General features: G+C 61.8%; 16 protein-coding genes. 6 read left to right on the forward strand and 10 right to left on the reverse strand.

Going from position 1 to position 18372, the window contains the following annotated elements:
- Positions 1-63 precede the first annotated feature (63 nt).
- Entirely contained in the window at positions 64-489 is a 426-nt protein-coding gene (locus KVQ74_RS22960; RefSeq protein ID WP_217833658.1) for a VOC family protein, read from the reverse strand.
- A 113-nt stretch (positions 490-602) separates the two neighbouring features.
- Between KVQ74_RS22960 and KVQ74_RS22965 the strand changes: the two genes are divergently transcribed.
- Positions 603-1466: a LysR family transcriptional regulator gene (locus KVQ74_RS22965; protein ID WP_217833659.1), complete on the forward strand. Its 864-nt coding sequence runs from the start codon at positions 603-605 to the stop codon at positions 1464-1466.
- A gap of 43 nt (positions 1467-1509) precedes the next feature.
- Here the strand turns inward: KVQ74_RS22965 and fabI are convergent, their stop codons facing one another.
- The 8 genes from fabI to gloB all read right to left on the reverse strand — a co-directional run bounded on the left by fabI (position 1510) and on the right by gloB (position 12213).
- Positions 1510-2304, reverse strand: coding sequence for an enoyl-ACP reductase FabI (gene fabI, locus KVQ74_RS22970; protein ID WP_217833660.1), 795 nt, complete (start codon positions 2302-2304; stop codon positions 1510-1512).
- A 19-nt stretch (positions 2305-2323) separates the two neighbouring features.
- Positions 2324-3934 carry an ABC transporter ATP-binding protein gene (locus tag KVQ74_RS22975; protein WP_217833661.1) on the reverse strand — a complete coding sequence of 537 codons (1611 nt, stop codon included), beginning with the start codon at positions 3932-3934 and terminating at the stop codon, positions 2324-2326.
- Between the two features lies 1 nt (position 3935).
- Positions 3936-4955 (reverse strand): ABC transporter permease, encoded by a 1020-nt coding sequence (locus KVQ74_RS22980; RefSeq protein WP_217833662.1) that lies wholly within the window; start codon positions 4953-4955, stop codon positions 3936-3938.
- 1 nt (position 4956) lies between these two features.
- Positions 4957-6030 (reverse strand): microcin C ABC transporter permease YejB, encoded by a 1074-nt coding sequence (locus tag KVQ74_RS22985; RefSeq protein WP_217833663.1) that lies wholly within the window; start codon positions 6028-6030, stop codon positions 4957-4959.
- A gap of 4 nt (positions 6031-6034) precedes the next feature.
- On the reverse strand, positions 6035-7876 hold the full coding sequence (locus tag KVQ74_RS22990) for an extracellular solute-binding protein (RefSeq protein ID WP_217833664.1): 1842 nt from the start codon (positions 7874-7876) through the stop codon (positions 6035-6037).
- Complete coding sequence (locus tag KVQ74_RS22995) at positions 7873-9705, reverse strand: extracellular solute-binding protein (RefSeq protein WP_217833665.1); 1833 nt, start codon at positions 9703-9705, stop codon at positions 7873-7875. The genes KVQ74_RS22990 and KVQ74_RS22995 overlap by 4 nt, the downstream gene beginning before the upstream one ends.
- Before the next feature lie 177 nt (positions 9706-9882).
- On the reverse strand, positions 9883-11346 hold the full coding sequence (locus KVQ74_RS23000) for a transglycosylase SLT domain-containing protein (RefSeq protein WP_217833666.1): 1464 nt from the start codon (positions 11344-11346) through the stop codon (positions 9883-9885).
- A gap of 99 nt (positions 11347-11445) precedes the next feature.
- Positions 11446-12213, reverse strand: coding sequence for a hydroxyacylglutathione hydrolase (gene gloB, locus KVQ74_RS23005; RefSeq protein ID WP_217833667.1), 768 nt, complete (start codon positions 12211-12213; stop codon positions 11446-11448).
- A 65-nt stretch (positions 12214-12278) separates the two neighbouring features.
- On the opposite strand from gloB, the gene KVQ74_RS23010 reads away from it, so the two are divergent.
- The 5 genes from KVQ74_RS23010 (at position 12279) to KVQ74_RS23030 (ending at position 17497) form a co-directional block, all read left to right on the forward strand.
- Entirely contained in the window at positions 12279-13037 is a 759-nt protein-coding gene (locus tag KVQ74_RS23010; RefSeq protein ID WP_217833668.1) for a class I SAM-dependent methyltransferase, read from the forward strand.
- A gap of 91 nt (positions 13038-13128) precedes the next feature.
- Entirely contained in the window at positions 13129-13590 is a 462-nt protein-coding gene (rnhA, locus tag KVQ74_RS23015; RefSeq protein ID WP_039770807.1) for a ribonuclease HI, read from the forward strand.
- A gap of 67 nt (positions 13591-13657) precedes the next feature.
- The gene (gene dnaQ, locus KVQ74_RS23020) at positions 13658-14407 is read left to right on the forward strand and encodes a DNA polymerase III subunit epsilon (RefSeq protein ID WP_217833669.1); all 750 of its coding nucleotides are present in this window, start codon (positions 13658-13660) and stop codon (positions 14405-14407) included.
- A 205-nt stretch (positions 14408-14612) separates the two neighbouring features.
- The gene (locus KVQ74_RS23025; protein WP_217833670.1) at positions 14613-16868 is read left to right on the forward strand and encodes an Orn/Lys/Arg family decarboxylase; all 2256 of its coding nucleotides are present in this window, start codon (positions 14613-14615) and stop codon (positions 16866-16868) included.
- Between the two features lie 14 nt (positions 16869-16882).
- Positions 16883-17497 (forward strand): GNAT family N-acetyltransferase, encoded by a 615-nt coding sequence (locus tag KVQ74_RS23030; protein ID WP_217833671.1) that lies wholly within the window; start codon positions 16883-16885, stop codon positions 17495-17497.
- Here KVQ74_RS23030 and KVQ74_RS23035 read toward each other — a convergent pair.
- A complete protein-coding gene (locus KVQ74_RS23035; RefSeq protein ID WP_217833672.1) occupies positions 17463-18356 on the reverse strand; it encodes a LysR substrate-binding domain-containing protein in 894 nt (297 codons plus the stop codon). The genes KVQ74_RS23030 and KVQ74_RS23035 overlap by 35 nt on opposite strands.
- Between the last annotated feature and the right edge of the window lie 16 nt (positions 18357-18372).

Here is an 18372-nt window from a genome sequence, read left to right on the forward strand (position 1 = left end):
GGACTGTGCAGCTTTTGTGGGAGCGGGCTTGCCCGCGAAGGCGTCCTTACAGGTTCCCCCGCGCTACTTGGCAAACAACTGCCCGATATCCTTGAACGCTTTGAACTCCAAAGCATTGCCGCACGGGTCGAACAGAAACATCGTCGCCTGTTCGCCGACCTGGCCCTGAAAGCGAATCCCCGGCTCGATCACAAACCGCGTACCCAGCGATTGCAAGCGCTCGGCCAGCGCCTGCCATTCGTCCATGCCCAACACCACGCCGAAATGCGGCACCGGTACGTCGTGGCCGTCCACGGCATTGGTGTGGGCGGCTTCCTGGGAGGCATTCTTCGGCGCGAGATGGATCACCAGTTGATGGCCGAAAAAATTGAAATCGACCCAGTGATCGCTGGAGCGGCCTTCCTCCAGACCAAACACCTCCCGATAGAAATGCCGTGCGGCGGCCAGGTCGTACACCGGAATGGCCAGATGGAAAGGGCTGAGCTGCATGCTGTAAGTCTCGATCAATGGAGTAGGTGCATAGAGTCTAGCGCTGTGCTTTTCGATGGAAAGACGATAGTTTTTGCGCCGAGCTCAAATTATTTCGATTGAACGAGGTGCGCATGCTGCGTGAACTCAAAACCTTTCTCGCGGTGGCGCGCCATGGCACTTTTGCCGCCGCCGGTTTGCACATCGGGCTGACCCAATCGGCCGTCAGCGCGCAGATCCGCAATCTGGAACAGGCGCTGGGCGTACGTCTGTTTGATCGCACCGGACGTCAAGCGATCCTCAACCCGGCGGGGCAGCGCGCAGTGCCGATGGCGCAGGACATGCTGGCCACCTTCCAGCGCATGGCGGTCAGCGAAGAGGTCAGCGAGTTTCGCGGCGAACTGAAAATCGGCGCTGTCGCCACCGCGCAGACCGGGCTGCTGCCGCAGGCCTTGTTGCGATTGCGTCAGCAGGCGCCGGGTCTTGAGCCGAAACTGGTGCCGGGGGTGTCGCTGAACCTGCTGAGCCAGGTGGATGCCGGCGAAGTCGATCTGGCGATCATGATCAAGCCGCCGTTCGAGCTGCCCAAGGAGTTGTCGGCTCAGGTGATCCGGCGCGAACCTTTCGTGCTGATCGTGTCGCCGACGGTCGAAGGCGACGATCCGCTGCAACTGCTCGCCGACCAACCCCACGTGCGCTACGACCGCAACTCGTTCGGTGGCCGGCTGGTGACGCGGTTTCTGCGCGAACAGCGGATAGACGTGCGGGTGGCGCTGGAACTGGATGAACTGGAAGCCATCGTGAAGATGGTCGAATGCGGGCTCGGGGTTTCTCTGTTGCCCAGAGCAGGGCTGTGGCTTGAGCATCCGCTGAAGGTGAGGGTGATCGAACTGGGGGAGCTGACGTTCTATCGCGAGATGGTGTTGTTACAGCGCTACAGCCAGCGCTCTCAACCGATTCAACAGTTGTTTGCCCGGTGCCTGGAAACGCAGGCATGAAAAAACCCGCCATTGGGCGGGTTTTTTATCGGCTGACCGAAGATTACTCTTCGATGCTGCCCATGGCGGTGGTGTTGAAGCCGCCGTCCACGTACATGATTTCACCGCTGATGCCCGACGCCAGGTCGGAGCACAGGAAGGCGCCGGCGTTGCCGACTTCTTCGATGGTGACGTTGCGGCGCAGCGGGGTTTGCGCTTCGTTGGCGGCGAGCATCTTGCGGAAGTTCTTGATGCCCGAGGCTGCCAGGGTACGGATCGGACCGGCCGATACGCAGTTGACGCGGGTGCCGTCCGGGCCCAGGGAACCGGCCAGGTAACGCACGCCGGCTTCCAGCGAAGCCTTGGCCATGCCCATCACGTTGTAGTTCGGCATGGTGCGCTCGGCGCCCAGGTACGACAGGGTCAGCAGGCTGCCGTTGCGGCCCTTCATCATTTCGCGACCGGCCTTGGCCAGGGCCACGAAGCTGTAGGCGCTGATGTCGTGGGAGATGCGGAAACCTTCACGGGTGGTGGCTTCGGTGAAGTCGCCGTCCAGTTGGTCGCCCGGGGCGAAGCCAACGGAGTGAACGATGCAGTCCAGGCCGTCCCACTTCTTGCTCAGCGCTTCGAAGACCTGGGTGATTTCTTCATCACTGGCCACGTCGCACGGGAAGCACAGCTCAGGGCTCGAACCCCAGCCCTGTGCGAACTCTTCGACACGACCTTTCAGTTTGTCGTTCTGATAAGTGAAGGCAAGCTCAGCGCCCTCGCGATGCATGGCGGCAGCGATGCCGGATGCGATGGACAGCTTGCTGGCGACACCGACGATCAGTACGCGCTTACCGGCGAGAAAACCCATGTGTTGCTCCTCTTTCAGGTTATTGCGCAGTGGCTGGTGCCAGAAAAGCGGCTTCCAGCAACTGCTGTGTATACGGATGTTGGGGGGCGGCAAAAATGTCTTGCGCGTCTCCCTGTTCGACCACTTGGCCATGCTTGACCACCATCAACTGGTGGCTCAGCGCTTTGACGACAGCCAGGTCATGGCTGATGAACAAATACGTCAGGTTGTACTTGGCTTGCAGTGAACGCAACAGCTCCACCACTTGCCGCTGCACCGTCCGGTCGAGCGCCGAAGTCGGCTCGTCCAGCAGGATCAGCGCCGGTTTGAGCACCAGGGCCCGGGCAATGGCGATTCGTTGCCGTTGCCCACCGGAAAATTCGTGGGGGTAGCGGTGCCGGGTTTCCGGATCCAGACCTACCTCCTTGAGCGCAGCGATAATCGCCGCCTCCTGTTCTGCCTCTGTGCCGATCCTGTGGATCCGCAGGCCTTCACCAACGATGTCATTCACGCACATCCGCGGGCTCAAGCTGCCGAACGGATCCTGGAACACCACCTGCATCTCCCGGCGCAACGGGCGAACCTCGTTCTGCGTCAGGCAGTCTAGCTGCTTGCCCTCGAAACGGATCACGCCTTTGCTGCCGATCAACCGCAAAATCGCCAGACCCAGCGTGGATTTGCCGGAACCGCTTTCACCCACGATCCCCAGGGTCTGCCCCTGCGGCAGGCTGAAATGGATGCCGTCCACTGCCTTGACGTGATCCACCGTGCGTTTGAACAAGCCTTTCTTGATCGGGAACCAGACTTTCAAGTCCTCGACCTGCAATAGCGGCGCACCGATTTTATTGCCCGCCGGGCCTCCGCTGGGCTCTGCTGCCAGCAGTTCCCGAGTGTACGGATGCTGCGGCGAACGGAACAGCTCTTCGCACGATGCCTGTTCGACGATGCAACCGCGCTGCATGACACATACGCGATGCGCAATTCTTCGCACGAGGTTCAAATCGTGACTGATCAGTAACAGCGCCATGCCCAGACGGGCCTGCAATTCTTTGAGCAGATCGAGGATTTTCAGCTGAACGGTCACGTCCAGCGCGGTGGTCGGTTCGTCGGCGATCAGCAGTTCCGGCTCGTTGGCCAGGGCCATGGCGATCATCACCCGCTGGCGCTGGCCGCCGGACAATTCGTGGGGCAGGGCCTTGAGGCGCTTGTGCGGCTCGGGGATGCCGACCATCTCCAGCAGTTCCAGGGTGCGTTTGGTCGCGACTTTGCCGGTCAGGCCCTTGTGGATGCCCAGCACCTCGTTGATCTGCTTCTCGATCGAGTGCAGCGGATTGAGCGAGGTCATCGGCTCCTGAAAGATCATCGCGATCCGGTTGCCCCGGATGTGGCGGATGGTTTTTTCCTTCAGCTCCAGCAGGTTTTGCCCGGCGTAATTGATGCTGCCGGCCGGATGTCGGGCCAGCGGGTAGGGCAGCAGGCGCAGGATCGAATGCGCCGTCACCGACTTGCCCGAACCGCTTTCGCCGACCAGGGCCAGGGTTTCGCCACGCTTGATATCGAAGCTGATGCCTTCCACCACCCGGTGCGAGCGCTCGCCGGTGCCGAATTCGACGGCCAGGTCGCGGACTTCGATCAGATTGTCCTGATTCATTTCACTTCCTCGGGTCGAAGGCATCGCGGGCGGATTCGCCGATGAACACCAAAAGGCTGAGCATCAGGGCCAGCACGGCGAACGCGCTCATGCCCAGCCACGGGGCTTGCAGGTTGGATTTGCCCTGGGCCACCAGCTCACCCAGCGACGGACTGCCGGCCGGCAAGCCGAAACCGAGGAAGTCCAGCGCGGTGAGGGTGCCGATGGCGCCGGTCAGGATGAAAGGCATGAAGGTCATGGTCGAGACCATGGCGTTCGGCAGGATGTGGCGGAACATGATCGCGCCGTTCTGCATCCCTAGCGCCCGCGCCGCGCGCACGTATTCGAGGTTGCGCCCGCGCAGGAACTCGGCGCGCACCACGTCCACCAGGCTCATCCAGGAAAACAGCAGCATGATCCCCAGCAGCCACCAGAAGTTGGGCTGCACGAAACTGGCGAGAATGATCAGCAGGTACAGCACCGGCAGGCCCGACCAGATCTCCAGGAAACGCTGGCCGGCCAGATCGACCCAGCCGCCATAGAAACCCTGCAAGGCCCCGGCGATCACGCCGATGATCGAACTCAGTACGGTCAATGTCAGGGCGAACAGCACCGAAATCCGGAAGCCGTAGATCACCCGCGCCAGTACGTCGCGGCCCTGATCGTCAGTACCCAGCAGGTTGTCCGCCGAGGGTGGCGCGGGGGCCGGGACTTTCAGGTCGTAGTTGATGCTCTGGTAGCTGAACGGGATTGGTGCCCACAGTACCCACGCGTCCTTGGCCTTGAGCAGTTCGCGGATGTACGGGCTCTTGTAGTTGGCTTCCAGCGGGAATTCGCCGCCGAAGGTGGTTTCCGGGTAGCGCTTGATCGCCGGGAAATACCAGTGGTTATCGTAATGCACCACCAGCGGTTTGTCGTTGGCGATCAACTCGGCGCCGAGGCTCAGGCCGAACAGCAGCAGAAACAGCCACAGCGACCACCAGCCGCGCTTGTTGGCCTTGAACAGTTCGAAGCGTCGGCGGTTGAGAGGGGACAGGTTCATCTCAATGCTCCCGGCTTTCGAAGTCGATGCGCGGATCGACCAGGGTGTAGGTGAGGTCGCCGATCAGTTTCACCACCAGCCCCAGCAGGGTGAAGATGAACAGGGTGCCGAACACCACCGGGTAATCGCGGTTGATCGCCGCTTCGAAACTCATCAGGCCGAGGCCGTCGAGGGAGAAAATCACTTCCACCAGCAACGAACCGGTGAAGAAGATGCCGATGAACGCCGACGGGAACCCGGCAATCACCAACAGCATGGCATTGCGGAACACATGACCGTAGAGCACGCGGTTGCGCGTCAGGCCCTTGGCCTTGGCGGTCACCACGTACTGCTTGTTGATTTCATCGAGAAAGCTGTTCTTGGTCAGCAGGGTCATGGTCGCGAAGTTGCCGATCACCAGCGCCGTCACCGGCAGCGCCAGGTGCCAGAAGTAATCGAGGACCTTGCCACCCAGGCTCAACTCGTCAAAGTTGTTCGAGGTCAGGCCGCGTAGCGGGAACCAGTCCAGATAGCTGCCGCCGGCAAACACCACGATCAGCAGGATGGCGAACAGGAACGCCGGGATCGCGTAACCGATGATGATTGCCGAACTGGTCCAGACGTCGAAATGACTGCCGTGACGAGTGGCCTTGGCGATCCCCAGCGGGATCGACACCAGGTACATGATCAGGGTGCTCCACAGCCCGAGGGAGATCGACACCGGCATCTTTTCCTTGATCAGATCGATGACCTTGGCATCGCGGAAGAAGCTGTCGCCGAAGTCCAGTCGGGCGTAGTTCTTGACCATGATCCACAGGCGTTCCGGGGCCGACTTGTCGAACCCGTACATGTGTTCGATTTCCTTGATCAGCGCCGGGTCCAGGCCTTGCGCACCGCGATAGGCGGAACCGGCCACCGACACTTCGGCACCGCCGCCGGCGATGCGGCTGGTGGCGCCCTCGAAGCCTTCGAGTTTGGCGATCATCTGCTCCACCGGCCCGCCGGGCGCGGCCTGGATGATCACGAAGTTGATCAGCAGAATGCCGAACAGGGTCGGGATAATCAGCAACAGTCGTCGAAAAATGTACGCCAGCATCTGATTACTCCGTGCCCACAGGTTCGGCTTGCAGTTGGGTTTCGACTTCTACCGCAGGTTTCGTATCGGGTTTGACCCACCAGGTATTAATGCCGATGTCGTACCGGGGAGAGACTTTCGGGTGGCCGATGTGGTTCCAGTAGGCCACGCGCCAGGTCTTGATGTGCCAGTTGGGGATCACGTAGTAGCCCCATTGCAGCACACGGTCCAGCGCCCGGGCGTGGGCCACCAGGCTTTTGCGCGAGTCGGCATTGATCAGTTGCTCGACCAGTTGGTCCACCACCGGATCCTTCAGGCCCATGGTGTTGCGGCTGCTGGGCTTGTCGGCGGCGGCGCTCATCCAGAACTCACGCTGCTCGTTCCCCGGCGAGTTGGATTGCGAGAAGCTGCCGACGATCATGTCGAAGTCCCGCGAGCGCACGCGGTTGACGTACTGCGAGACATCGACGCGGCGGATCACCAGATCGATCCCCAGATCGCTGAGGTTGCGCTTGAACGGCAGCAGCACCCGTTCGAAATCGGTCTGCGCGAGCAGGAATTCAATGACCACCGGTTTGCCGCTGGCATCGACCATCTTGTCGTCGACGATCTTCCAGCCTGCCTCTTGCAGCAGTTGATAGGCCTCGCGTTGCTGGGTGCGGATCATGCCGCTGGCATCGGTCTTGGGGCTTTCGAAGGCTTCGCTGAACACCTGGGCCGGCAGCTTGCTGCGAAAAGGATCGAGGATCGCCAGTTGATCGGCGTCCGGCAGGCCGGTGGCGGCCATTTCCGAGTTTTCGAAATAGCTGCGGGTGCGCGCGTAGGCGCTGTTGAACAGCTGTTTGTTGGTCCATTCGAAGTCGAACAGCAGGCTCAGCGCCTGACGCACCCGCACATCCTGGAACACCGGGCGACGCAGGTTGTAGACGAAACCCTGCATGCCGGTGGGATTGCCGTTGGGGATCAGTTCCTTGATCAACCGGCCCTCGGTGACCGCCGGGACGTTGTAGGCGTTGGCCCAGTTCTTCGCCGTCATTTCCAGCCAGTAGTCGAACTGCCCGGCCTTCAAGGCTTCCAGCGCCACGGTGTTGTCGCGGTAATAGTCGGTGGTCATCACGTCGAAGTTGTAGAAACCGCGATTGACCGGCAGGTCCTTGCCCCAGTAGTCCTTGACCCGCTCGTAGCGCACCGAGCGCCCGGCCTTCACCTGGGTGACCCGGTACGGGCCGCTGCCCAGCGGGATTTCCAGATTGCCCTTGGTGAAATCGCGGCTGGCCCACCAGTGTTTCGGCAGCACCGGCAACTGGCCGAGAATCAGCGGCAACTCACGGTTGTTGGTGTGCTTGAACTTGAAGAGGACTTTGAGTGGATCTTCGGCGATCACTTCCTCAACGTCGCTGTAGTAACCGCGAAACAGCGGTGAGCCTTCCTTGGTCAGGGTCTGGAAGCTGAATACCACGTCTTCGGCACGCATCGGGTGGCCATCGTGGAAGCGCGCTTCGGGACGCAGGTAGAAGCGCACCCAACTGTTGTCCGGGGCCTTCTCGATCTGGGCGGCGACCAGGCCGTATTCGGTGAACGGTTCGTCGAGGCTGTGTTTGGTCAGGGTGTCGTAGATCTGCCCGACGTCATCCGCCGGTACGCCCTTGCTGATGAAGGGGTTGAGGCTGTCGAAGCCGCCGAACCCGGCCTGACGGAAAATGCCGCCCTTGGGCGCTTTGGGGTTCACATAATCGAACTGCTTGAAGTCGGCCGGGTATTTCGGCGGCTCGTTGTACAGGGTCACGGCGTGTTGCGGGGCGGCGCAGGCCAGCCCGGCGAACAGCAAGCCGCCGGCCTGCACGAGCAGGGCACGCAAAGGCTTCATTGATCCTTCTCCGAAGATTTCAGCCACCACGCGCTCAAACCCAGGGTGTAGGGCGGCGTGGTGACGAAGGCGAACCGGTTGCGGTACGCCAGACGGTGATAATTGAGATACCAGTTGGGAATGCTGTAGTGCTGCCACAGCAGCACGCGGTCGAGGGCCTTGCCGGCGGCGACCTGTTCGTCGCGGGTGCGGGCGGCGAGCAACTGTTCGAGCAGATGGTCGACCACCGGGTTGGCGATGCCCGCGTAATTCTTGCTGCCCTTGATCCCGACCTGACTGGAGTGGAAATACTGCCATTGCTCCAGGCCCGGGCTGAGGGTCTGGTTCAGGGTCATCAGGATCATGTCGAAATCGAACTGATCCAGGCGTTGTTTGTACTGGGCGCGATCCACCGTGCGCAGGCGCGCGTCGATGCCGATGCTGTTGAGGTTTTCGATGTAGGGCTGAAGGATGCGTTCCAGGTTCGGGTTGACCAGCAGCAACTCGAAGCTCAGCGGCTGGCCGGCGGCGTTCTGCAGGCGCTGGCCGTTGAGCTTCCAGCCAGCCTCGGCCAGCAGCGCCAGGGCCTTGCGCATGGTTTCCCGGGGGATGCCGCGCCCATCGGTCTGCGGCAGGCTGAACGGTTCGGTGAACAGCCGCGCCGGCAGTTGATCCTTGTACGGCTTGAGCATCAGCCACTCGTGACCGACCGGCAGGCCGCTGGCGGTGAATTCGCTGTTCGGGTAATAGCTGGTGCTGCGCCGGTAGGCGTCGCTGAACAGCGCGCGGTTGGTCCACTCGAAGTCGAACATCAGGCCCAGGGCTTCGCGCACCTTGACCTCCGAGAAGGTCGGCCGCCGGGTGTTCATGAACAGGCCCTGGCTCTGGGTCGGAATCTGGTGCGGAATCTGCGCCTTGATCACATCGCCCCGGCGCACTGCCGGAAAGTTGTAGCCGTTGGCCCAGTTCTTCGCCTGGTGTTCGATGTAGATGTCGAACTCACCGGCCTTGAACGCTTCGAACGCCACGTCGCTGTCGCGATAGAACTCGACTTCCATGCGATCGAAATTGTACTTGCCGCGATTGACCGGCAGATCCTTGCCCCAGTAATCCTTGACCCGTTCGAACACCAGTTGGCGCCCCGGAGTCACCGAGGTGATGCGATACGGCCCGCTGCCCAGGGGCGGCTCGAACGTGGTGGCCTTGAAATCCCGGCCTTTCCAGTAGTGTTGCGGCAGCACCGGCAATTCGCCGAGACGCAGGATCAGCAGCGGGTTGCCGGAGCGCTTCATCACGAAACGAATGCGCTGCGGGTTGAGGATGTCGACCCGCAACACTTCCTGCAGGGCCGTGCGATACAGCGGATGACCTTCCTTGAGCAGCAGGCGATAGGAAAACGCCACGTCATAGGCGGTGATCGGCGTGCCGTCATGGAAGCGCGCTTCCGGGCGCAGATTGAACACGACCCAGCTGCGATCTTCGCTGTACTCCACCGATTGTGCGATCAGGCCATAGCTGGAGGCCGGCTCATCCCCGGACGGCGAATACTGACCGGTGCCAACCATCAGCGGCTCGTTCAGCTCGTTGATGCCGTATTGCAGGAAGTTCGCGGTGGTGACGGGGCTGGTGCCCTTGAAGGTGTACGGATTGAGCGTATCGAAGGTGCCAAACGCCATGACCCGTAAGGTGCCGCCCTTGGGCGCTTGCGGGTTGACCCAGTCGAAGTGGGTAAATCTGGCCGGGTACTTGAGCGTGCCGAATTGCGCATAACCGTGACTTTCGGTGATCGTCGCGCTTGCGGAGGAGCTCAAGGCCAGGCTGATCAGGAGCAGGAGGAGGGGGCGCTTCAAGTCAGATCCGATCCAGGCGGCTTGGGCTTTGTGGGCCGTACAGTAACAGCTTGTATGGACAGGAAAAAGACGGGGGTTAATGTGGGGTTAATCGGGAGGGCTGGGGCTGATGGTCACCACCGCCACCAGGCCGGACACCAGACGAAAAAAAGCCCCTGAAATTCAGAGGCTGTTCTATCAGTGCGGCTGATAAACCGTAAGCATCTGCCCCGGCTTCAATGCTTTGCCCGCACCCGGATTCCAGCGCTTGAGATGCTGCATCTCGACGTTGAAACGTTTGGCAACCATATACAGCGAGTCGCCCTGCTGAACCTTGTACTGGGTCTGCTGCTTGCTGTCGGATTTGCCCTTGGTCTTGCTGTTGGCCGCGACCACGGTGTTGATCCGGCCATTGCTGCGAGCAGGGCTGCGCTTGGTGTTGTCCTGCATCACCAGGGTCTGGCCGACCTTGAGGTTTTTGCCGTTCAGCTTGTTCCAGCGTTGCAGGTCCTTGACCTCGACCTTGTTGGCCTTGGCGATGGAGCCGAGGTTGTCGCCGCGCTTGACCCGATAGGCGCGCTTGAGTTGCGCGACTTCGGTGCTGTCGGCCCCTTCGAACACCGGTTTCAGCGAGCGAGGGCTGATCAGTTCTTCAGGCCGCATGGTCTGCAGGCTGGCGGTCAGCAGTTGGGCCTTGGACGTCGGCACCAGCAGATGCTGCGGGCCGTCGACGGTGGTGCGCTGCTTGAACGCCGGATTGAGCTGGAACAGTTCGTCTTCGTCGATGTTGGCCACGGCGGCGACCTTGGACAGGTCCATGCGCTGGTTGATTTCGACGACCTGGAAGTACGGTTCGTTGGCGATCGGGTTGAGGTTCACGCCGTAGGCTTCCGGCGCCATGACCACTTGCGACAGGGCCAGCAGCTTCGGCACGTAGGCCTGGGTTTCCGCCGGCAGCGGCAGGTTCCAGTAGTCGGTCGGCAGGCCGAGACGCTCGTTGCGCTCGATGGCGCGGCTGACCGTGCCTTCACCGGCGTTGTACGCGGCCAGGGCCAGGAGCCAGTCACCGTTGAACATGTCATGCAGGCGGGTCAGGTAATCCATGGCCGCTGTGGTCGACGCGGTGATGTCGCGGCGGCCATCGTAGAAGCGGGTCTGACGCAGGTTGTAATAACGCCCGGTGGAGGGGATGAACTGCCAGAGGCCCACCGCGTCGGCGCGGGAGTAGGCCATCGGGTTGTAGGCACTTTCAATCACCGGCAACAGCGCCAGTTCCAGCGGCATGTTGCGTTCTTCGAGGCGTTCGACGATGTAATGAATGTAGAGACTGCCGCGTTCGCCGGCGTTCTCGAGGAACGAGGGGTTACTGGCGAACCACAGGCGCTGTTGCTCGATGCGCGGGTTCACGCCCAGGCCTTCCTGCAGCTGGAAGCCCCCGCGCATACGCTCCCAGATATCCTGGGGCACTTGCGGGCTCGGCTTTTCGCTCAGCCAGATCGGCTTCTGCTTGGCTCGCGCAGCAATGTTCGGCGTATGGGTCGCTTCAGTCTGCGGAGCATGGCTGGAACAGCCCGCCAGTGTGGCGGACACAGCCACCGCGATGGCTTGTGCCAGGCGGGTCAATGCATCTGAATTGACGGACTTACGTATGGATGACGACATTGGCTGGAAGTAAGTTCCGGGCAAAAATGTCGGGCGATTCTAGAAAGCGCACCCCTATCGGTCAACCATTCAGAATTTTTGTACCAACCGGTGAGCCCCTCAGAATTTATCTTTCCACGCCCGCAGAGCCGCAAAAACCTCGCTCGGCGCCCGGTTTTGAGCGCCATTCCGTTCGTCCACTTTTTGTGTAACTAATGTTTCAGTGGTGCGCAAAAAGGGGTTGGTGAGCTTTTCCAGGGCCAGGGTCGAGGGCAGGGTCATGACCCCGTTTTGCCGTTGCTGGCTGACTTTTTCCAGACGGGCGGCAATGTCCGGGTTGCCGGGTTCGACGGCTGCGGCGAATTTCAGATTGCTCAGGGTGTATTCGTGGGTGCAGTAGACGAGCGTGTCTTCGGGCAGCGCGGCCAGGCGACTCAGCGAATGATGCATTTGCTCCGGCGTGCCTTCGAACAGGCGTCCGCAACCGGCCGCGAACAGCGTATCACCGCAGAACAGCAGGCCGTGGTGGTAGTAGGCGATGTGCCCCAGGGTGTGGCCGGGCACGGCATACACATCGAAGTCCCAGCCGAGCACGCGGACTTTGTCGGTATCCTTGAGGGCAACATCCCGGGCCGGGATGTTCTCGCTGGCCGGCCCGTAGACCGTGGCACCGGTGGTTTTTTTCAGCGTCTCGACGCCGCCGACGTGGTCATGGTGATGGTGAGTGATCAGAATGTCGCTCAGCACCCAGCCCGGATGCGCGCCAAGCCAGGCCTGCACCGGCGCGGCATCGCCCGGATCGACCACCGCGCAGCGCTGGTTGGAGTGATCCTGTAACAACCAGATGTAGTTGTCGGTGAAGGCGGGCAGGGCACTGATCTGTATCATCTTCGGGTTCGCCAAGCGGGAAACATTGGCGCATCTTAGAGGTTCCTGGCGCGTTGGAGAATGACATGACCGATAAAGCATTCGCTCAGGCCGATCCTGACTGGCTCGCGTTGATCGGCGCGGCCCGAGAGTGGCTGGCCGGCCCGCTCGGGCAATTTCTGCTGGATGAAGAGCGGCGCATGCTCGAAGACGAGCTGGGGCGCTTCTTCGGTGGCTACCTGGTGCATTACGGGCCGTCTGCGGAAAACCCGCCGTCCGCCCCCCAGGTGCAGCGCAATGTGCGTCTGGGGGCGCCGTTGCCCGGCGTCGAGATCGTCTGCGAAGAACAGGCCTGGCCATTGAGCGAGCATGCCGCCGACGTGGTGGTGTTGCAGCACGGCCTGGATTTTTCCCTGTCGCCCCACGGCCTGCTGCGTGAAGCGGCCAGCAGCGTGCGACCCGGCGGGCATTTGCTGATTATCGGCATCAATCCCTGGAGCGCCTGGGGACTGCGCCATGTGTTCGCCCACGATGCGCTGCGCCAGGCGCGTTGCATTTCACCGTCGCGGGTGGCTGACTGGCTCAGCCTGCTGGGCTTCGCGCTGGAGAAACGCCGCTTCGGGTGCTATCGTCCGCCGCTCGCGTCACCCAAGTGGCAGGCCCGACTGGCCGGCTGGGAGCGGAGGGCCGGTGCCTGGCAAGTGGCCGGCGGTGGCTTCTATTTATTGGTGGCGCGCAAGATCGTGGTGGGCCTGCGTCCGGTGCGTCAGGAACGTCGTGAGCCGATGGGCAAGCTGATTCCGCTGCCGATGGCCAAGGTCAACCGCCGCCGCATCGAACCGTAAACCTTCTTTATATTCCCGGCCGGGTTTGCCCCGGCCTCGGCCATTGTCGATCCATGATCGGCGAGGCACGCATTTTTCTGGATAGAGTGGCATGAGCGAAAGCGTCGATAGCGTAGAACTGTTCACCGACGGCGCCTGCAAGGGCAACCCCGGCCCGGGCGGCTGGGGCGCCTTGCTGGTCTGCAAGGGTGTCGAAAAAGAGTTGTGGGGCGGCGAAGCCAACACCACCAACAACCGCATGGAACTGCTCGGCGCGATCCGGGGCCTGGAGGCTCTCAAGCGGCCCTGCGAAGTGCTGCTGGTGACCGACTCGCAATACGTGATGAAAGGCATCAACGAGTGGATGGCCAACTGGAAGAAGCGCGGCTGGAAAACCGCTGCCAAGGAACCGGTAAAGAACGCCGACCTGTGGAAAGAGCTGGACGAGCAGGTCAACCGCCACAAAGTCACCTGGAAGTGGGTTCGCGGCCACATCGGCCATCACGGCAACGAGCGGGCCGACCAGTTGGCCAACCGTGGCGTGGATGAAGTGCGTGGCTACAAGCAGGACTGATACCCCCCGGCGAGCGTGCTACCATCGCCGCTTTTGCCCGATAGACCCCGTTGAGAGCTGAACACTGATGGCCACCAGATCCGTTGTACTCGATACCGAAACCACCGGCATGCCGGTGACCGACGGCCACCGGATTATCGAAATCGGTTGTGTCGAGCTGATCGGCCGGCGCCTGACGGGCCGGCATTTTCACGTTTACCTGCAACCGGATCGCGAGAGTGACGAGGGCGCGATCGGCGTTCACGGCATTACCAACGAATTCCTCGTCGGCAAGCCACGTTTCGCTGAAGTGGCCGAGGAATTCTTCGAGTTCATCAACGGCGCGCAACTGATCATCCATAACGCGGCGTTCGACGTTGGCTTCATCAACAACGAATTCGCCCTGATGGGCCAGCACGAGCGCGCGGATATCACGCAGCACTGCTCGATCCTCGACACCCTGATGATGGCCCGGGAACGTCACCCTGGGCAGCGCAACAGCCTCGATGCATTGTGCAAACGCTACGGCGTCGACAACTCCGGCCGTGAGCTGCACGGCGCGTTGCTCGACTCGGAGATTCTTGCCGACGTCTACCTGACCATGACCGGTGGCCAGACCAGTCTGTCGCTGGCCGGCAACGCTTCCGACGGTGCGGAGGGCGGGGGTGCGGCCTCCACGGAAATCCGTCGCCTGTCGGCCGAACGCCAGCCGGGTCGTATCATCCGCGCCACCGAGGACGAACTGGCGCAGCATGTGACGCGTCTGGAAATCATCGCCAAGTCGGCCGGCGCACCGGCGTTGTGGACCCAGTTGCTGGAAGCCGAAGCTCAGGCCTGAGGCTCGAACGATCGCAGCCTCCGTCAGCCCCTTGAGGATGTTCATACATCCCGATGCGGGCGCTGACGGAGGCTGCGATTTTTTTGCTTTTGGCGGAACTGACAATGGCGTGACTGCAACGTGCCACCCTCGCCACATTCGCTCCGACCCTCTACCCTGAGGACATTGGCAGATCACGATCCGCCGCCTCAGGACCCTGAGCCCCATGTACAAAGATTTGAAGTTTCCGGTGTTGATCGTCCACCGCGACATCAAGGCCGACACGGTTGCCGGTGACCGCATACGCGGAATCGCCCGGGAACTGGAGCTCGAAGGTTTCAGCATCGTGTCGGCCACGGACTACACCGAAGGCCGCCTGGTGGCGTCGACCCATCATGGTCTGGCGTGCATGCTGATCGCCGCCGAAGACGCCAGCGCCCACTCGCATTTGTTACAGAACATGGCCGAACTGATCGGGCTGGCCCGGGTCAGGGCGCCGGATCTGCCGATCTTCGCCCTGGGCGAACAGGTCACTCTGGAAAACGCCCCCGCCGACGCCATGGCCGAGCTCAACCAGTTGCGCGGCATTCTCTATCTGTTCGAAGACACCGTGCCGTTTCTCGCCCGGCAAGTGGCGCGGGCGGCGCGCAAGTACCTGGACGGCTTGCTGCCGCCGTTCTTCAAGGCTTTGGTGCAACACACCGCCGATTCCAACTATTCCTGGCACACCCCCGGTCACGGTGGCGGCGTGGCCTATCACAAGAGCCCGGTGGGGCAGGCGTTCCATCAGTTTTTCGGGGAAAACACCCTGCGCTCGGACTTGTCGGTCTCGGTGCCGGAACTCGGTTCGCTGCTCGATCACACCGGGCCGCTGGCCGAGGCCGAAGCGCGGGCGGCGCGCAATTTCGGTGCCGATCACACCTTTTTCGTGATCAATGGCACGTCGACCGCCAACAAGATCGTCTGGCATTCCATGGTCGGGCGCGATGATCTGGTGCTGGTGGATCGCAACTGCCACAAATCGGTGTTGCACGCGATCATCATGACCGGCGCGATCCCGCTGTACCTGTGCCCGGAGCGCAATGAGCTGGGGATCATCGGTCCGATTCCCCTGAGCGAATTCAGCCGTGAGTCGATCCAGGCCAAGATCGACGCCAGCCCGTTGACCAAGGGCCGCGAGCCGAAGGTCAAACTGGCGGTGGTCACCAACTCCACCTACGACGGCCTCTGTTACAACGCCGAACTGATCAAGCAGAGCCTGGGCAACAGCGTCGAGGTCCTGCACTTCGACGAAGCCTGGTACGCCTACGCGGCGTTCCACGAATTCTTTGCCGGACGTTACGGCATGGCGACGTCGCGCAGTGACGACAGTCCGCTGGTGTTCACCACTCATTCCACCCACAAGCTGTTGGCGGCGTTCAGCCAGGCGTCGATGATTCATGTGCAGGACGGTGGGGCGCGGCAACTGGATCGCGACCGTTTCAACGAAGCGTTCATGATGCATATCTCGACTTCCCCGCAATACAGCATCATCGCCTCGCTGGATGTGGCCTCGGCGATGATGGAAGGGCCGGCCGGGCGCTCGCTGTTGCAGGAAACCTTCGATGAAGCCCTGAGTTTTCGCCGGGCGCTGGCCAATCTGCGCCAGCACATCGCCGCCGATGACTGGTGGTTTTCGATCTGGCAGCCACCGGGCGTGGAGGGGATCGAGCGGGTGCTGACCGAAGACTGGTTACTGCAGCCCGACGCGGACTGGCACGGTTTCGGTGACGTCAGCGACGACTACGTGCTGCTCGATCCGATCAAGGTCACGCTGGTGATGCCGGGCCTGAGTGCGGGTGGCGCATTGAGCGACAAAGGCATTCCGGCGGCGGTGGTCAGCAAGTTCCTCTGGGAGCGCGGGCTGGTGGTGGAAAAAACCGGGTTGTATTCGTTCCTGGTGCTGTTCTCCATGGGCATCACCAAAGGCAAATGGAGCACCTTGCTTACCGAGTTGCTGGAGTTCAAGCGCAGCTACGACGCCAACGTCAGTCTCGCCAGTTGCCTGCCCTGTGTCGCCCAGCAGGATACCGCGCGTTATCGCGGCATGGGCCTGCGCGATCTGTGCGATCAGTTGCACGCCTGCTATCGCAGCAATGCCACGGCCAAACACCTCAAGCGCATGTACACCGTCATGCCGGAAATCGCCATGAAGCCGGCCCATGCCTATGACCAACTGGTGCGAGGTGAAGTCGAGGCGGTGCCGATCGATCAGTTGGAAGGGCGGGTGGCTGCCGTGATGCTGGTGCCGTACCCGCCGGGAATTCCGCTGATCATGCCCGGTGAACGCTTTACCGAATCGACTCGCTCGATCATCGACTACCTGAAGTTTGCCCGCACCTTCGATGCAAGCTTCCCGGGGTTCGTGGTCGATGTGCATGGACTGCAACACGAAGACGAGGGCAATGGACGGCAGTACACCGTCGATTGCGTCAAGGAATGAGGAATTTATCCACTATGCAACCGGTCATCACACCGAAGTATCCAGGATTGTCGGTGCGGGTCGCCGATGACGGTTTTGCCGCCTATATCTGGAGCAGCGATTTCAGTTTCGAAGTCAGCGCTTACGGGGCGGCGCAGATCGGTCAGGCCGTGGAGCGCTGGCCGGTGACGCCCATCGTGCCGTACCGCAAGTGCTATGGCATCGATCCCGAAGAGTTCAGCAGTTTCCGCGATGCCGCCGACAGCGCGATTTTCATGGCGTGGCTCGACGACCAGCCGGTCGGCCATCTGGTCATCAGCACCAACTGGAACGGATTCGCCCACATCGATGAGTTGGCGGTACACGCCCCGGCACGGCGGCATGGTGTGGCCAAGGCGTTGCTGGACGTGGCGCAGTTCTGGAGCCGCAAGAAGAAACTGCCGGGGATCATGCTGGAAACCCAGAACAACAACCTCGGCGCGTGCCGGCTGTATGAGCGTTGCGGCTATGTGATTGGCGGGATCGACCACCTGCGCTATCGCGGGATCGACCCGAACACCGCTGAAGTCGCACTGTTCTGGTATCGCCTGTTCGACAATCCGCTGGAAAACCCGATCAGTTCGCCAGCATCGCCTCGGCTTGTTCCTTGACGATGCCGAGCAGGGTCTGAATCGCGGCGGAAGGCGTGGCGTGTTTGCAGGTGAGTGCGTAGAGACTGATCGGCACGGCCGGCGACAGCGGGCACACATCGAGTCCGGCGGCGCGGGCGCCGAGGGCGGTGAACGGGTCGACGATGGCCAGTCCTTCGCCGGCCTCGACCATGCCGCGCATCATCTGCTGGGTCTGCACCCGGGTCTGGATGCTGGGGGCCGGGCGCAGGGCCTGGAGTTTGTGTTCCAGCGCCGGACTCAGCGGGTCCTGCCCTTCGAGGCCGACCATGGCCTGGCCGGCCAGATCCTGCAGGGAAATGTACTTCTGCTTCGGTTGCAGCCAGCCGTGGGGTGCGAGTAGTTGCAGCTTGCCCTGGGCCAGCACCTGGCAATCGATATCCGGGTGTTCGGGATCATGCAGGCTCAGGCCCAGATCGCATTCGCGCAGCAACAGGCTGCGAACGATCAGTCGGGTCGGCTCGCTGAGCAACGTGCAAGGCGCGTCGGGCAGGCGTCGGCGCAGGGTGGCGAGGCTTTGCGGCAACAGTTGTTGCGCCAGCGGCGGGGTGCCGATGATGCGCAAGGGCGGGGCAAGGTATTGCCTGAGACTGCTGGCGAGCCGTTGCACCGGCTCCAGCGCTTCATAGACGTGAGCGATTTCGCCCTGCAAGGCCCGCGCTTCCTGAGTCGCCTGGAGGCGTCCGCGAACGCTGGCGAACAGCATGAACCCCAACTGACTCTCGGCTTCGCGCAAGCGCTCTTCGACCTCGGCCACCGGTAACTGCAACCATTCGGCGGCGGTCCCCACATGGCCGGTCTGCAAAAGCGCCTGAATCACTTCGATATGACGTAAACGCATGCGTGGAGTCCATGTC

It is taken from the genome of Pseudomonas botevensis (assembly GCF_019145475.1).
Taxonomy (GTDB): domain Bacteria; phylum Pseudomonadota; class Gammaproteobacteria; order Pseudomonadales; family Pseudomonadaceae; genus Aquipseudomonas; species Aquipseudomonas botevensis.

What these genes read in the sequence shown, in the direction of transcription:
- gloB (WP_217833667.1), bottom strand. Translation starts at nt 12,213, where the DNA reads ATGATACAGATCAGTGCCCTGCCCGCCTTCACCGACAACTACATCTGG.
- fabI (WP_217833660.1), bottom strand. Translation starts at nt 2,304, where the DNA reads ATGGGTTTTCTCGCCGGTAAGCGCGTACTGATCGTCGGTGTCGCCAGC.
- KVQ74_RS23035 (WP_217833672.1), bottom strand. Translation starts at nt 18,356, where the DNA reads ATGCGTTTACGTCATATCGAAGTGATTCAGGCGCTTTTGCAGACCGGC.
- KVQ74_RS22965 (WP_217833659.1), top strand. Translation starts at nt 603, where the DNA reads ATGCTGCGTGAACTCAAAACCTTTCTCGCGGTGGCGCGCCATGGCACT.
- KVQ74_RS23030 (WP_217833671.1), top strand. Translation starts at nt 16,883, where the DNA reads ATGCAACCGGTCATCACACCGAAGTATCCAGGATTGTCGGTGCGGGTC.
- KVQ74_RS22960 (WP_217833658.1), bottom strand. Translation starts at nt 489, where the DNA reads ATGCAGCTCAGCCCTTTCCATCTGGCCATTCCGGTGTACGACCTGGCC.
- KVQ74_RS22980 (WP_217833662.1), bottom strand. Translation starts at nt 4,955, where the DNA reads ATGAACCTGTCCCCTCTCAACCGCCGACGCTTCGAACTGTTCAAGGCC.
- KVQ74_RS22985 (WP_217833663.1), bottom strand. Translation starts at nt 6,030, where the DNA reads ATGCTGGCGTACATTTTTCGACGACTGTTGCTGATTATCCCGACCCTG.
- KVQ74_RS22990 (WP_217833664.1), bottom strand. Translation starts at nt 7,876, where the DNA reads ATGAAGCCTTTGCGTGCCCTGCTCGTGCAGGCCGGCGGCTTGCTGTTC.
- KVQ74_RS22975 (WP_217833661.1), bottom strand. Translation starts at nt 3,934, where the DNA reads ATGAATCAGGACAATCTGATCGAAGTCCGCGACCTGGCCGTCGAATTC.
- KVQ74_RS23025 (WP_217833670.1), top strand. Translation starts at nt 14,613, where the DNA reads ATGTACAAAGATTTGAAGTTTCCGGTGTTGATCGTCCACCGCGACATC.
- rnhA (WP_039770807.1), top strand. Translation starts at nt 13,129, where the DNA reads ATGAGCGAAAGCGTCGATAGCGTAGAACTGTTCACCGACGGCGCCTGC.
- KVQ74_RS23000 (WP_217833666.1), bottom strand. Translation starts at nt 11,346, where the DNA reads ATGTCGTCATCCATACGTAAGTCCGTCAATTCAGATGCATTGACCCGC.
- dnaQ (WP_217833669.1), top strand. Translation starts at nt 13,658, where the DNA reads ATGGCCACCAGATCCGTTGTACTCGATACCGAAACCACCGGCATGCCG.
- KVQ74_RS23010 (WP_217833668.1), top strand. Translation starts at nt 12,279, where the DNA reads ATGACCGATAAAGCATTCGCTCAGGCCGATCCTGACTGGCTCGCGTTG.